Source organism: Streptomyces sp. NPDC037290 (assembly GCF_055603245.1).
This window is the reverse complement of sequence record NZ_JBVJVZ010000001.1, coordinates 178118-190968: the sequence shown is the minus strand read 5'-3', so window position 1 is coordinate 190968 and position 12851 is coordinate 178118. Positions and strand designations below refer to the sequence as shown.

General features: G+C 73.8%; 15 protein-coding genes and 1 pseudogene. 5 read left to right on the top strand and 11 right to left on the bottom strand.

Features of this window, described 5'->3' with window-relative positions; genetic code table 11:
- Positions 1 to 68 precede the first annotated feature (68 nt).
- Positions 69 to 542 carry a DUF1203 domain-containing protein gene (locus tag ACZ7HQ_RS00905; RefSeq protein WP_470982957.1) on the top strand — a complete coding sequence of 158 codons (474 nt, stop codon included), beginning with the start codon at positions 69 to 71 and terminating at the stop codon, positions 540 to 542.
- A gap of 43 nt (positions 543 to 585) precedes the next feature.
- Here the strand turns inward: ACZ7HQ_RS00905 and ACZ7HQ_RS00900 are convergent, their stop codons facing one another.
- The 4 genes from ACZ7HQ_RS00900 to ACZ7HQ_RS00885 are packed head-to-tail and all read right to left on the bottom strand — an operon-like array spanning position 586 to position 4763.
- Positions 586 to 1515 carry a LysR family transcriptional regulator gene (locus ACZ7HQ_RS00900; protein WP_470982955.1) on the bottom strand — a complete coding sequence of 310 codons (930 nt, stop codon included), beginning with the start codon at positions 1513 to 1515 and terminating at the stop codon, positions 586 to 588.
- Between the two features lie 17 nt (positions 1516 to 1532).
- A complete protein-coding gene (locus tag ACZ7HQ_RS00895; RefSeq protein ID WP_470982954.1) occupies positions 1533 to 2450 on the bottom strand; it encodes a DMT family transporter in 918 nt (305 codons plus the stop codon).
- A 34-nt stretch (positions 2451 to 2484) separates the two neighbouring features.
- Entirely contained in the window at positions 2485 to 3414 is a 930-nt protein-coding gene (locus ACZ7HQ_RS00890; RefSeq protein ID WP_470982952.1) for an EamA family transporter, read from the bottom strand.
- On the bottom strand, positions 3411 to 4763 hold the full coding sequence (locus ACZ7HQ_RS00885; protein ID WP_470982950.1) for an MFS transporter: 1353 nt from the start codon (positions 4761 to 4763) through the stop codon (positions 3411 to 3413). The genes ACZ7HQ_RS00890 and ACZ7HQ_RS00885 overlap by 4 nt, the downstream gene beginning before the upstream one ends.
- 104 nt (positions 4764 to 4867) lie before the next feature.
- Here ACZ7HQ_RS00885 and ACZ7HQ_RS00880 point away from each other — a divergent pair, with 104 nt between their 5' ends.
- Positions 4868 to 5374 (top strand): MarR family winged helix-turn-helix transcriptional regulator, encoded by a 507-nt coding sequence (locus ACZ7HQ_RS00880; RefSeq protein WP_470982948.1) that lies wholly within the window; start codon positions 4868 to 4870, stop codon positions 5372 to 5374.
- Here ACZ7HQ_RS00880 and ACZ7HQ_RS00875 read toward each other — a convergent pair.
- Together ACZ7HQ_RS00875 and ACZ7HQ_RS00870 are read right to left on the bottom strand one after the other, a co-directional pair.
- A complete protein-coding gene (locus ACZ7HQ_RS00875) occupies positions 5371 to 5604 on the bottom strand; it encodes an aromatic-ring hydroxylase C-terminal domain-containing protein (protein WP_470985133.1) in 234 nt (77 codons plus the stop codon). The two genes, ACZ7HQ_RS00880 and ACZ7HQ_RS00875, sit on opposite strands and share 4 nt — an antisense overlap.
- 44 nt (positions 5605 to 5648) lie before the next feature.
- A pseudogene (locus ACZ7HQ_RS00870) lies at positions 5649 to 5789 on the bottom strand (FAD-dependent monooxygenase); the annotation flags it as partial.
- A 157-nt stretch (positions 5790 to 5946) separates the two neighbouring features.
- Here ACZ7HQ_RS00870 and ACZ7HQ_RS00865 point away from each other — a divergent pair.
- The gene (locus tag ACZ7HQ_RS00865; RefSeq protein WP_470982947.1) at positions 5947 to 6525 is read left to right on the top strand and encodes a TetR/AcrR family transcriptional regulator; all 579 of its coding nucleotides are present in this window, start codon (positions 5947 to 5949) and stop codon (positions 6523 to 6525) included.
- A 133-nt stretch (positions 6526 to 6658) separates the two neighbouring features.
- Here the strand turns inward: ACZ7HQ_RS00865 and ACZ7HQ_RS00860 are convergent, their stop codons facing one another.
- The 5 genes from ACZ7HQ_RS00860 to ACZ7HQ_RS00840 form a co-directional block, all read right to left on the bottom strand.
- On the bottom strand, positions 6659 to 6934 hold the full coding sequence (locus tag ACZ7HQ_RS00860; RefSeq protein WP_470982945.1) for a hypothetical protein: 276 nt from the start codon (positions 6932 to 6934) through the stop codon (positions 6659 to 6661).
- Between the two features lie 4 nt (positions 6935 to 6938).
- Positions 6939 to 9083: a 4-alpha-glucanotransferase gene (malQ, locus tag ACZ7HQ_RS00855; RefSeq protein WP_470982943.1), complete on the bottom strand. Its 2145-nt coding sequence runs from the start codon at positions 9081 to 9083 to the stop codon at positions 6939 to 6941.
- Positions 9084 to 9317: a hypothetical protein gene (locus tag ACZ7HQ_RS00850; RefSeq protein WP_470982940.1), complete on the bottom strand. Its 234-nt coding sequence runs from the start codon at positions 9315 to 9317 to the stop codon at positions 9084 to 9086.
- Between the two features lie 358 nt (positions 9318 to 9675).
- Complete coding sequence (locus ACZ7HQ_RS00845; RefSeq protein ID WP_470982938.1) at positions 9676 to 9879, bottom strand: hypothetical protein; 204 nt, start codon at positions 9877 to 9879, stop codon at positions 9676 to 9678.
- Between the two features lie 118 nt (positions 9880 to 9997).
- Positions 9998 to 10534, bottom strand: a complete 537-nt coding sequence (locus tag ACZ7HQ_RS00840) for an HNH endonuclease (RefSeq protein ID WP_470982936.1) — start codon at positions 10532 to 10534, stop codon at positions 9998 to 10000.
- A gap of 352 nt (positions 10535 to 10886) precedes the next feature.
- Between ACZ7HQ_RS00840 and ACZ7HQ_RS00835 the strand changes: the two genes are divergently transcribed.
- Positions 10887 to 11996, top strand: coding sequence for a mechanosensitive ion channel family protein (locus tag ACZ7HQ_RS00835; protein WP_470982934.1), 1110 nt, complete (start codon positions 10887 to 10889; stop codon positions 11994 to 11996).
- A gap of 136 nt (positions 11997 to 12132) precedes the next feature.
- Positions 12133 to 12750 (top strand): Uma2 family endonuclease, encoded by a 618-nt coding sequence (locus ACZ7HQ_RS00830; protein ID WP_470982931.1) that lies wholly within the window; start codon positions 12133 to 12135, stop codon positions 12748 to 12750.
- Positions 12751 to 12851 lie beyond the last annotated feature (101 nt).

The window sequence follows — 12851 nt, the reverse complement described above, 5'->3', positions numbered from 1 at the left end:
GGATCCACAGGGAGCGCGATGTCCGGTTCCCGCCGGTCAGCGGGGCGTCGCGGCGGGAGGCTGGACCCATGACGACGACATGCACGCCACGTCCCATCCCGCCCCGGGTCCTGGAGGAACTGCGGACCGCCGACGACGCGGGGCGCCCCCTGGCCCCCTTCACCGACGAGGAGGGCGGCGGCCCGCTGCGCTGCTGTCTGCGCCACAGTGCGCCGGGCGAGGAGATCGCCCTGGTCTCGTACGCGCCGCTGCGCCGCTGGGCGGCCGAGACGGGCGCCGATCCCGGCGCGTACGACGAACGGGGTCCGGTCTTCATCCACGCAACGCAGTGCGCGGGCCCGTCCGGTGCCGCCCTGCCCTTCACCAACGACCACCGCGTCCTGCGCCGCTACGGCGCCGACGGCCGCATCCTGGGCGGCCGCCTGGTGAACGGCGACTTCCGGTCAGCCCTCGCCGAGGCCTTCGCCGACCCGCAGGTGGCGGTGGTGCACGTGCGGGCGGTGGAGTACGGGTGCTTCCTGTACGAGGTGCGGCGGGGCTGAGGCTCGCGGAGGAAGGGAGCCCCGGCCGTCCGGCGGGCCTCGGTCAGCCGGGCCGCGGCGGTGAGGTCACCGCGACACTGATGGTGGCCGCGTTCTGGAGAGCTTCCAGCACCCGGTGCACCGCCCGCCCCGTCTCCCCGCCCCTGCGCACCGCCGCCGTCACGTGCCGGACCGGGCCGTCGGGGCCGAGGTCGCGCATGACGACGCCGCTGCGTCGGGCCGCGGCCATGCGGGGGATCAGCGCCACCCCCATGCCCGCCTCCACCATGGCGAGGATCGCCGTCCAGCCGGAGGCCGAGTGGCCCTGATGGGGGCTGAAGCCGGCCGTCTCACAGGCGCGGCGGGTGATGTCCGACCAGGGGCCGCTGCCGCCGAAGATCCAGGGTTCCGCGGCCAGGTCGGTGAGGGTCAGGGCGGGGGCGGTGGCCAGTGCGTGGTCGGGGGGCAGGGCGATGTCGAGGGGGTCGGCGAGCAGCGGTACGCGGGTGAAGCGGGGGTCGGCGGCGCTGGGAGCCTCGGCCGCGAGGGACAGGGCGACGTCGACGTCACCGGCGGCCAGCAGGTCGTAGGCCGCGGCGGCCTCCGCCTCCCGTATGCGCACGGTCACCCCGGGGTGCGTGTCACGCAGGGCCCGTACGGCCGGTACGACCAGGGCGGGCACCGCCGTGGAGAAGGCGCCGACCCGGACCTCGCCCGCCTCGCCGTGCGCGTAGGCCGCGAGTGCCGCGTCGGCGCGCTCCAGCTGCTCGAACACCGCCTCGGCGTGGGTGAGCACCAGCCGGGCGGCGTCGGTGAGCCGGACCCGCCGTCCGTGCGCCTCCAGCAGGGGCACGCCGAGCTGGGCGGCGAGATTGGTGAGCTGCTGGGACACCGCGGACGGGGTCATGTGCAGGGCCTCCGCCGTCGCGGTCACGGTCCCCCGCTCGCGCAGGGTGCGCAGGATCTGCAGCTTCCGGATGTCCCACTCGGCCATGCCGGGAAAGCTACACGTCAGCGGCGTGAACCCGCGCCCAGCACCACCCCGCCCAGGATCAGCGCCATCGACAGCAGCTGCGGCAGGCCCGTCGTCTCGCCGAGCACGGCCCAGGACAGCAGGGCCACGCAGACCGGCTGGAGGTGGTAGACGATGCCCGCGCGGGTCGCGCCGATCAGGCTGATGGCCTTGTTCCAGGCGAAGAAGGCGACGGCGGAGGAGGCGACCCCGACGTAGAGGAGGGGCAGGACCGTGCCGGGGGTGGGGTGGAAGGAGCCCTGCACGGTCACGCTCACCGCCTGCGCGGGCAGCAGCAGCACCGTGCCGGTCAGGAACGTGGTGAACAGGAAGCCGGTGCCCTGGAGTTCGGCGGGCTTGCGGCGCAGCAGCGCGCTGTAGCCGGCGAAGCAGCAGGCGGCCGCGATCATCCAGAGGTCGCCGGCCGAGAAGTGCGCGCCGCCGCCGACGAGCAGGGTCACGCCCGCGCAGGCGATGAGCAGCCCAGTGGTGCGGCGCCCGCCGAGCCGTACGCCGCCCAGCCGCTCGAACACGGCCATGAGCACCGGCGAGGCGGCCATGATCATGCCCATGGTGGCGGCCGGGGTGGTCAGTCCGGCCTGGTTGACGAGGGTGTTGTAGGTGGCCACGCCGAGCAGGGAGGCCAGCAGGACGAAGCGGGCGTGGCGGCGGAGCGACGTCCGCTGGCGCCAGGCCTGGCGGGCGCCGAAGGGTGCTACCGCGAGGAGTGCGATGACCCAGCGCCAGAAGGCGTGCTGGACGGGCGGGACGCTGTCGTGCAGTCCGCGGGAGGTGACGAAGCTGCCGGACCAGACGAGGGTGGCGAGGGCGGCGAGGGCGAGTCCGGCCGCGGGGGCGGCGGCCTCGCGGGCGGGTGCGGTGGAGGGGGTGGTGGTCCTGGGCAGGACGGCTGCCACGGGGCTCCCTTCGGTGGGTGGTGTGTCCGTGTCCCTACCGTCGCAGCCGCGGATCCATAAGGTCCATCGAATCTTTTCGAGCATTCTTTTCAGTTGAACTGAACGGTTGGTGTCTGCCGCCCCCGAGCTGGCCCGCGAGCGTCGCGCCGAACGCCAGCGCCATCCCCGCCATCTGCACCGGTGTGAGCGCCTGGCCCAGCGCCGCCCAGCCGACGACCGCCGCGGTCAGCGGGGACAGCGGGCCGAGGAAGGCGACCTGCGGGGCGGTGAGCCGGCCGATGCCGCGGAACCAGAGCCAGTACGCCACCGCCGTGTTGGCCAGGGCCAGATAGAGGTAGCCCCCGGCGGCCCGGCCGTCCAGGGCGGGCGGGGCGCCCTCGGCCAGGAAGGCGACCGGCGCGATGAGCAGGCCGCCCGCCGTGAGCTGCCAGCCGGTGAGCGCCAGCGGGCCGACCCCGTCCGGGCGGCCCCACCGCTTGGTCAGCACCGTGCCGGCGGCCATGGAAGCGGTGGAGGCGACGGCCGCGAGGGCGCCCACGGCGTCGAGCGTCCCGGTTCCCTGGAGGACGACGAGGCTGACGCCGAGTGCGGCGACGGCCCCGGTGACGAGCGTGCGCGGGACCGGCCGCTGACCGAGCAGCAGCGCCGAGAGGCCCACGACGAACAGCGGCTGGACCGAGCCGACGACGGCCGCCATACCGCCGGGCAGCCGGTACGCCGACACGAACAGCAGCGGGAAGAAGGCGCCGATGTTCAGCGCGCCGAGCACCGCCGCCTTGCCCCACCAGCGGCCCCGCGGCAGCACCCGGGTCAGCGCCAGCAGCAGGAGCCCGGCGGGCAGGGCCCGCACGAGTGCCGTGAACAGGGGGCGGTCCGGCGGCAGGAACGCGGTGGTGACGGCGTAGGTGGTGCCCCAGGAGACGGGGGCGAGCGCGGTGAGCGGGACGGTGACGGATCGCTTCACGGCCGGGTCCCCCGGGTTCCTTCGGCATCGGCGAGGACGGGCGCCGGGGCGGAGGCCGGTGCGGGGATGGGGGCCGGGGCGGGGGCGCCACGGCGCACCACTGTCGCCGGCAGCGTCAGCGGCCGTACCGCCTCCTCCGGAAGCCGGCGTTCCGACCGGATCAGCAGGGCCGCGGCCACCGCCGAGGTCAGGACGAGGACGGCCCACGGTGCCCGGCCGTCCAGGTCGAGCAGGACCGTGAACAGGGACGGCGCCACCGCCTTCGCCAGCGACCAGGACATCTGGTACGCCGCCAGGTACCGGCCGCGCACCGCCTCGGGCGCCGCCGCCACCGCGAGCACCTGGGCGGCGGGGCTGTGGATCAGCTCGCCGAGGGTGTAGACGAGGACCACGGCGATCAGGGCCGCGCCCAGGACCGTCGTCGAGGCGGGCCGTACGGTGCCGAGCACGATCTGCGCGGCGAAGGCGGCCGCGAACAGGCCCCCGCCCAGCGCCGCCGCCCGGGTCCGCCTGGCCCCGGCCTTGCGGACCCGTGCGCCCACGCCCACCCCGGCGGCCGCGCACAGCACCGTGTTGAGGGTGAACGCGGCGCCGGTGAGCACCGAGGGCCCGTGCAGCCACTCCACCATGAACAGCGGGAACAGCACCGAGAGGGCCGAATAGCTCAGCGCGTTGAGGAAGTTGGCGCCGGTGACGACCAGGAAGGGCCGGTCGGCGAGGACGAGCCGGTAGCCGTCGCCCGCCCGCCCGGCCGCCGGGATCTCGCCTGTCGCACGCGTCGGCCGCAGGGGCCGCAGCAGCAGCGCCGCGAGGGCGAAGGAGAGGGCGTTGCCCCAGGCCGCGTACGTGTAACCGGCGCTGCCCGCCAGGGAGATGACGAGAGTGGCCAGCAGCGCCCCCGCGCCGTTGCCGGCGTTCTGCAGTGCGCGGGTCGACGCCTGCAGCCGGTCCCGGGCCGCCCCGCGGGCGACCTCTCCGATCAGGGACTGCTGGGCCGCGGGGAACGCCCGGTCGGCGGCGGCCGTGACCAGGGCGACGGCCGCGAAGGCGGCGAGGGAGTGGGCGAAGGGGTAGAGGGCGAAGCCGGCGACCCGGACGCCGTACAGCGCGTACTGCACCCGCTTCGCGCCGTACCGGTCCACCGCCGTGCCGGCGAGCGGCAGTGCGACGATCCCGGCGAGGCCGGTGCTGGTGAGCACGGCGCCCACGACCGTGAAGGACAGTCCGGTGACGGCGTGGAAGAAGACCAGCGTGAACGGGACGTACATGCCGGTACCGATGCCGTTGACGGCCGCGGTGAGGGGCAGTGCCCACTCACCGGGGATGCGCTCGCTCTTCCTTGTCACCATGTCTGCCCCCTCGAAGTAGCTTGATGGAAAGTAGCTTAGCACTAAGCAACTTTCCATCAAGTCACTTTCTTGCCGACGACCGTCCGGACGGCGATACTCGGCGCATGAGTGCAGGCAAGGATCCCGTCGACGCGATCATCGACCAGTGGGCGGCCGTGCGGCCCGACCTCGAGTCCAGGGCCATGGAGGTCTTCGGGCGGATCTACCGCCTCTCCCGCGCCATGGGTGACCGCGTGGAGAAGGCGTACCAGCCCTACGGCATCTCACGCGGCGAGTTCGACGTGCTCGCGACCCTGCGCCGGGCCGGCGAGCCGTACACCCTCTCACCGCGCCAGCTGTCGGCCACCCTCATGCTCACCACCGGCGGGATGACCGGTCGCCTCGACAAGCTGGAGAAGGCCGGGCTGCTGCGCCGCTCCCCCGATCCGCACGACCGCCGGGGCCTGAAGGTTACGCTCACGGAGCAGGGGCTGGACGTCATCGACCGGGCCGTCGGCGCGGGCCTCGCCGTCCAGACGGAGGCACTGTCCCGCCTCGACGACGAACAGGCCGGCCAACTGGCCGACCTGCTGCGGGAGTTGCTCGCGGGGACCCTGGAGGAGCGGCACTAACCGCCGATGTGCGGGGCGAGCGCCGTCTCGATGTCCGCCGAGGTGGGTGAGTCGGCGGCCCAGGCCGCGTATCCGTCGGGGCGGACCAGCACGGTCGTACGGCGGTCGCTCGCCCAGCGGGCCACGCTCAGCCGGGCCGCGCGGGCGGGGCCCGGCTCGTACGGCTCCGCGGTGACCAGCACGAAGCGGCCGTCGCGCAGGGCCTCGTGGAGGCGGCCGCCGCCGGCCAGGGCGACGTCCGGGACGCGGGCGCCGGTCAGGGGGTGGGCGCCCGGTTGCTGATCCGGTGGGGGCGCTTTTCGAGGACGGTGACCGGGACGCCGGCGGTGGCGAGATCGCCGGCGAGGAGCAGGCCGGTGGGGCCGGAGCCGACGACGATGACGTGGTGGGGGGTGTTTCCCGTGGTGCCGGTCATGGTGGCCTCCTGGGTGTCAACGCCTGTTGGTCAACGTTCGTTGGACAACAGACGTTGGTCAACGTTCGTTTGCCAACGCTTGTTGGCAAGCCTAGAACCGCGCGACACAGGCGGTCAACACTTGTTGGCCCACACGCGTTGGCCTACGCTCGTTGGCATGACAGACGGCACCAGAACGCACCAGGCGCGCCGCTCCGACGCCACCCGGACCGCCATCCTCGCCGCCGCCCGTGAGCGGTTCGCCGCCGACGGCTACGAACGGGCCACCATCCGGGCGATCGCCAAGGACGCGCGCATCGACCCGTCGATGGTCATGCGCTACTACGGCAGCAAGGAGGGGCTGTTCGCGGCCGCCGTCGCGCTGGACCTGCGGCTCCCCGATCTGGCGCAGGTGCCGAGGGACGAGGTCGGACGGGCGCTGGTGAGCCACTTCCTCGGCCTGTGGGAGGAGAACGAGGAGCTCACGGCCGTGCTCCGGGTCGGCGTCACCAACCGGGCCGGGGCCGAACGGATGCAGAGCATTTTCCGGGACCAGTTGCTGCCGGTGGCCCGGCAGGTGTGCCCCGACCCCGAGCAGGTCCCCGGGCGGGCCGCGCTGTGTGCCGCCCAGCTGCTCGGACTGGCCCTGACCCGCTATGTGCTGCGGCTGCCGGCGGCGCGGGAGCTGGCCCGCGAGGAACTGCTGGCGTGGCTCGGGCCGACCGTACAGCGGTACCTGACCGCACCGACCCCCTGAGGGGCCCGGGAAAGACAGAACGCCGAGGGCGCCGTCCGCACCCGGGTACGGCGGTGCGCACGTACCGGCGGGACCAGGCGCCCCCGGCGAGGGCACCGGGGACAGGCGCCCCGGCGGAAGAACCGGTGTCCGGTCAGGCCTTGGCCTTGGCCTCGGACTTCACGGCGGACGAGGGCTTGATCGTCCTGATCTTGGACTTGTCCAGCGCCATGACCAGACCGGCGATGACCGCGAACAGCGCGAGCGGGATCAGCACGTAGAGGCCCAGCGTCTGGACGACGCTCAGGCCCGGGCCGGGGTCGTCGCCGTCGTCGCGGGTCAGCGCGAGCGCGGGGGACGACATGAGCAGCATCATCAGCGTCGTACCGGCGGCCAGGGCACCGGCGCGCAGGGCGTTCTTCTTGTCCACGATCTCAAGTTAGCGAATCACCCGGAAGGCCGCGCGCGCGGGGTCGGGTACCGGTGGTCCGCCCGTCCCCGGCCTGCGTGAACACATCGAGCAGCGCCCTCAGCCGGGGGGATGCCGTCAGTTCCTCCAGCGGCACCGGCCGGCCCTCGCGGTCCGCGAGGGGCAGCCGCCAGTTCGGGTACTGGTCCCAGGTGCCCGGCAGGTTCTGCGGGCGCCGGTCACCGACGCCGTCCGGGAGCCAGAGGCCGATCAGCCGGGCCGGGGTGCGCAGCAGGAAGCGGTGGAAGGCCCGGATCTCCTCCTCCTCGTCGGTGCCGGGCGGTCCGGCGGCCGTCAGGTCCAGCAGACCGAGGCTGCCCAGCAGGGCGAGCCACTCGGCGGTGTCGGCGGTGGCCTCGGCGCGTTCCTCGGCGGCCGGCCGGGTGAGCAGGCCCAGGCGGTCGCGCAGCTCGACGTGGTCGCCGGTGAGCCGGGCGGCGGTGGGCGGCAGGTCGTGGGTGGTGGCGGTGGCCAGGCAGTCGGCGCGCCAGCGGTCGGGCGGCAGCGGGCGTCCGTCGCCCTCCCAGTCGCGCTCGAACCACAGCACCGAGGTGCCGAGCACGCCGCGCCGGGCGAGCGTCTCGCGGACACCGGGCTCGACGGTGCCGAGGTCCTCGCCGATGACGACGGCTCCGGCCCGGGTGGCCTCCAGGGCGAGGATCGCGAGCATGGCGTCGGCGTCGTAGCGGACGTACGTGCCCTCGGTGGGCGGGCTGCCCTGCGGGACCCACCACAGCCGGAACAGGCCCATGACGTGGTCGATGCGCAGGGCGCCGGCGTAGCGGAAGAGGGCGCGCAGGAGGTCTCGGTAGGGAGCGTGGCCGGTGGCGGCGAGCCGGTCGGGGCGCCAGGGCGGCAGGCCCCAGTCCTGGCCGCGGGCGTTGAAGGCGTCGGGTGGGGCGCCGACGGACATGCCGGCGGCGAACACGTCCTGCTGCGCCCAGGCGTCGGCGCCGGCCGGGTGCACGCCGACGGCGAGGTCGTGCACGATCCCGACCGGCATCCCGGCCTCGCGGGCGGCGCGCTGGGCGGCGCGGAGCTGGCCGTCGGTGAGCCAGGCGAGGCGGGCGTGGAAGTCCACGCGGTCGGCGAGGTCGGCGCGGGCGCGGGCGGTCTGAGCGGAACGCGGGTCCCGCAGGCCGGACGGCCACCGCTGCCAGTCGCAGCCGTGGGTCTCGGCGAGGGCGTACCAGGTGGCGTGGTCCTCCAGGGCCTGGCCGTGGGCGGCGCGGAAGTCGTCGTAGGCGGCCCGGCGGCCGGGGCCCAGGGGAACGGCCAGGACCAGGTCCAGCGCCTCCCGCTTCAGCTCCCACACGGCGTCGCGGTCGATGAGGGCGCCCTTGTCGAGGACGGCGGCGCGCAGCCGCTCGGCCCGCTCCAGCAGCCGGCCCAGCCGCTCGCGGTCCGCCACGTACGCGAACTCGGGGACGGCCTCGATCCGCAGGTGCACGGGATCCGGGAAGCGGCGGGAGGAGGGGCGGTACGGGGAGGGGTCGGTGGGGGCGCCGGGTACGGCCGCGTGCAGCGGGTTGACCTGGACGAATCCGGCGCCGGCCGTGCGTCCGGCCCAGCCGGCCAGCTCGGTGAGGTCGCCGAGGTCGCCCATGCCCCAGGAACGGCGGGAGAGCAGGGAGTAGAGCTGGACGAGCAGGCCGTGGGAGCGGCCGGGCGGGGCGGGCAGCCGGTCGGGGGCGACGACGAGGTGGGCGTGGCCGGTGCGTCCGTCGGGGGCCGCGGCGGTCACCCGGTGCACGCCGAGCGGGAGGTTCCGGGTCCCGTCCCGCTCCTCGCCCTCCTCGGTGCGGACGCGCAGGCGGGTACCGGGCGGCAGGGCCGCGAGGGCGGCGGGGCCCTGCGGGTCGCCGGCCCAGTGCACGACCGTCGGCGGCAGCAGGCGCTCGCGCAGCTCGCGTTCGCGGGCGGCGAGCGCGGTGCGTACGGCGCCGGGGCCGGCCGCCTCGACGCCGAGGGCGGCCAGGGCGGCGACCACGGCGGAGGCGGGGACGGGGACGTCGCGGCCCGGGGCGGGGCTGTAGGAGGTGGCGACCCCGTGCAGCTCGGCGAGCCGGGACAGCTCCGCGTCCGCGAGCTCCTCGAACGCCGGGGCCATCTACAACCCCGCGCCGAAGGCGTCGGACTCGCTGGTCAGCGGGGTGGCGTCGGCGAGCGGCGGCTCGCTGGTCAGGGGCTCGGCGTCGGGCAGGGGCGGTTCGCTGGTCAGCGGGGCCTGGGCGCTGGCGCCCTCCGCGCTGAAGGCGCACAGCAGTGCCTCGTCGGTCATGGCGGACGGCTCCGCCACGGGTTTCCACTGGGCCGGGATCGAGAGTCGAGCCGTTGCGGCCACAGGGGCCTCCTTCAGGTGAGTCGCCTGGGTGGGTCGGATCCGCGGGTCGGATCGGGGGGCGGACGGTCGGGGCGGACGGTCGAGTCGGATGGTGCGGCTTTGAACGGGTTAGGGCAGGCCTACCCCGTGACGGCGTCGGCACGCGTGGCGGTTTGCGGAGCCGGGGGGGACCGGCGGCGCCGACGGGAACGCGGCGCCGTTGCGGGCCGTCGCAGCGGCCCGCTGCCGGGGCCGGCGCCGGGTTCGCCGGTCCTCGCCTCCTTCGCCGGATGCCGGGGCCATGACCTGCGGCTCCCTGAACCACTCCGGGCTCGACGGCCGGGACGGGCGAGCAGGCGCGCCGGGACCGGCTGTCGGCCTACTCCGCGGCCCGCGGCCGCCGCCGCGCCGACTGCCACGTCCACTGCCACGTCAAGGAGGTGCCGGCCTCGGCGGTGACGGGTACGAGCCCGCGCACGGCGTCGGACGAGCCGGACCGTACGGCCGTGCGCCCGTGGTGGCCGCGGTGTCCGGCCCACCTCGCGCCGCTGACAGCACCGGCGGCGGCGCTGTTCGCGGGCACGTGGGGCACGACCCTGTACGCGGAGCGGGGCGCGGGGCGCTGTTGACATGCGGCAACTGACATGCGGCAACGACCACCACCGCGCCCCTACCGGGCGCAGAACAACACAGGCCCGGAACTAGGCGGAGATGCCGTCGATCCGGGCCAGTGCGTCATCCGCACCGTACGGCTGCAAATAAGGCATCCAGCGCGGATCCCGGTGCCCGGTACCGATGATCCGCCAGGCGAGGCCGCTCGGCGGCGCCGGCTTGTGCCGCAGCCGCCAGCCCAGCTCGACGAGGTGCCGGTCGGCCTTGACGTGGTTGCAGCGGCGGCAGGAGGCCACCACGTTGTCCCAGACGTGCTTGCCCCCGCGGCTGCGCGGGATGACGTGGTCGACGCTGGTTGCGACGCCACCGCAGTACATGCACCGGCCCCCGTCGCGGGCGAAGAGCGCACGGCGGGTGAGAGGAACGGGCCCCCGGTAGGGAACCCGCACGAATCGCTTGAGCCGGACCACGCTGGGTGCGGGGACTGTGACGGTTGCGCTGTGCATATAGGCGCCGGATTCCTCGAGGGAGACGGCCTTGTTCTCCAGGACGAGGACGAGCGCGCGGCGGAGCGGTACGACGCCGAGCGGCTCGTACGACGCGTTGAGGACCAGGACATGCGGCACGGGTGCCTCCTTGGGCGTCGGCGGCGCGTGGCTCGCGCCGGGACGATCTGCAGTCAGTCTCCCCTCATGCCTGGTGGAAGCGCCACCATGTCCCGGTAACGGGCTGGGAGTGTTTTCGACCACATCTGATTCATCCCCCGGATCACGGCCTGTTCAAGCCGGCCGGGCCATGGCCTGTTCAAGCTGGGGTGCGCCCCCGTCGCTCCCGTACGCCTCCTTGGCGGATCCGCGCGGGGCACACACAATGCCCCGTTAGTGTGGTGGTCCTGTCCGTCCGGTGACCTTTTCGTGACCTTGAAGACCTTGACCGCTTTGCCGGTACGGACCGTGCAGCACCTTGGAGGTACCTGCCGTGTCGTCCTTGCCCGCCGTCCTGCTGGCCGCCGGTGCGTCGCCGACCCCGTCCCCTTCCCCGTCACGGACGACACCCGTCGTGCCGTCGTTCCAGGACGCCCAGCAGAGCGCGACGAACGCGGCGAGCTGGGTCGAGCAGAACTGGTCGACGTGGCTCGCGATGGGGCTGCAGATACTGCTGATCGTGGTAGTGGCGGTGTCGCTGCGCGCGGTGGTGCGGCGGGCGATCACCAAGCTGATAGACAGGATGGGCCGCACCGCCGAGGCCGTGGACGGCACGGCGCTGGGCGGGCTGCTGGTGAACGCCGAGCGACGGCGGCAGCGGTCGGCGGCGATCGGTTCCGTGCTGCGCTCGGTGGCGAGCTTCCTGATACTCGGTACGGCCGCGCTGATGGTGCTGTCCACCTTCAAGATCAACCTGGCGCCGCTGCTGGCGTCGGCCGGTGTCGCGGGCGTGGCGATCGGTTTCGGCGCGCGGAACCTGGTCACGGACTTCCTCTCCGGCGTGTTCATGATCCTGGAGGACCAGTACGGCGTCGGTGACGTGGTCGACGCGGGGGTGGCCAGCGGTGAGGTGATCGAGGTCGGACTGCGCGTGACCAAGCTGCGCGGCGCCGACGGTGAGATCTGGTACGTCCGCAACGGCGAGGTCAAGCGGATCGGCAACCTCTCGCAGGGCTGGGCGACGGCGGGCGTGGACGTCACCGTGAAGTCGTCCGAGGACCTGGACGGGGTCAAGGCCGTGCTCGACGACGTCGCCGAGCACATGACCAAGGAAGAGCCCTGGAACGAGCTGCTCTGGGGCCCGGTCGAGGTGCTCGGCCTGGACTCCGTGCTGATCGACTCCATGGTGGTGCGGGTCTCCGCGAAGACGATGCCGGGCAAGGCGCTGACGGTCGAGCGCGAACTGCGGTGGCGGATCAAGCGGGCGTTCGACCAGGCGAGCATCCGCATCGTGGGCGGCGCGACGTCCGTGGAGGACGCGGAGGACGCCCCCGACCCGACAGCCTCGGTCGCGGCGCCTTCGGTGTACGCCAACGCGGACTCCGCGCAGTCGGCGGCGACGGCACCCCTCGCTCCCCAGCGGCCGGCGCCTCCGGCGAAGTAGCGGAACGGTTCGGCACACACGTTCGAGTGAACAGGTGGGGCATCCCGGCGCGGAGAGCGCACGGGGTGCCCCATCGTTCTGCCGGGGCGCCCGGCGTGGGCTTAGCCTGACATCAGCGCGACAAGGAGAACGAGCGATGAGCGCCGAACCTCTCGTGGAGCCGGTGATGACGCAGGACCCCGCCGACCTGTTGAGTGCGATCGAAGAGGCGTCTCCGATGCCGATTCGACCCGAGTACGTCGAGGGGACGGTCATCGTGCCGCCGCAGCCGGACGAGAATCACAACGACGGTGCCCTGGAGCTGACGTTCCAGTTCCGCATGGCTGGAACCCACCTCGTGGGCATGGGCAACGGCTACCGCGCAGCCACCAAGAACGGCGGGACCCTGGGCCTGCTCGTCCCGGACTTCTACGTCCGCCGCCGCAAGGCCTCCGAACTGGACGAGTCCTACCGCAAGGCCCACAAGGGGTGGTACCCCGCCGACATGCTCGCCCTCGTCGGCGAGGTCACCTCATCGAACCACTGGACCGACACCGGCCCCAAGTTCCGCACCTACGCCGCCGCCGGCATCCCCGTCTACGTCCTCATCGACCGCCATTCCAAGACGGCCCACTGCTATACGGACCCCATCCTCCCCGGCGACAGCCCCACCGAGGCGTACTACGACACCGACACCAAGGTCAGCCTCGGCGAACCCCTCCCCCTCCCCGCGCCGTACCCCACCCTCGACACCACCCCCTTCCTCGGCAGCTGAACCCGAGGACTTCTCCGGCCCCGGGACACCAACTCCGCCGCCCCGGGCCCCTTGTCTATTGACGCCCCCTTCGTCCTGGGCTTACCTTCCTCGCACCGCGA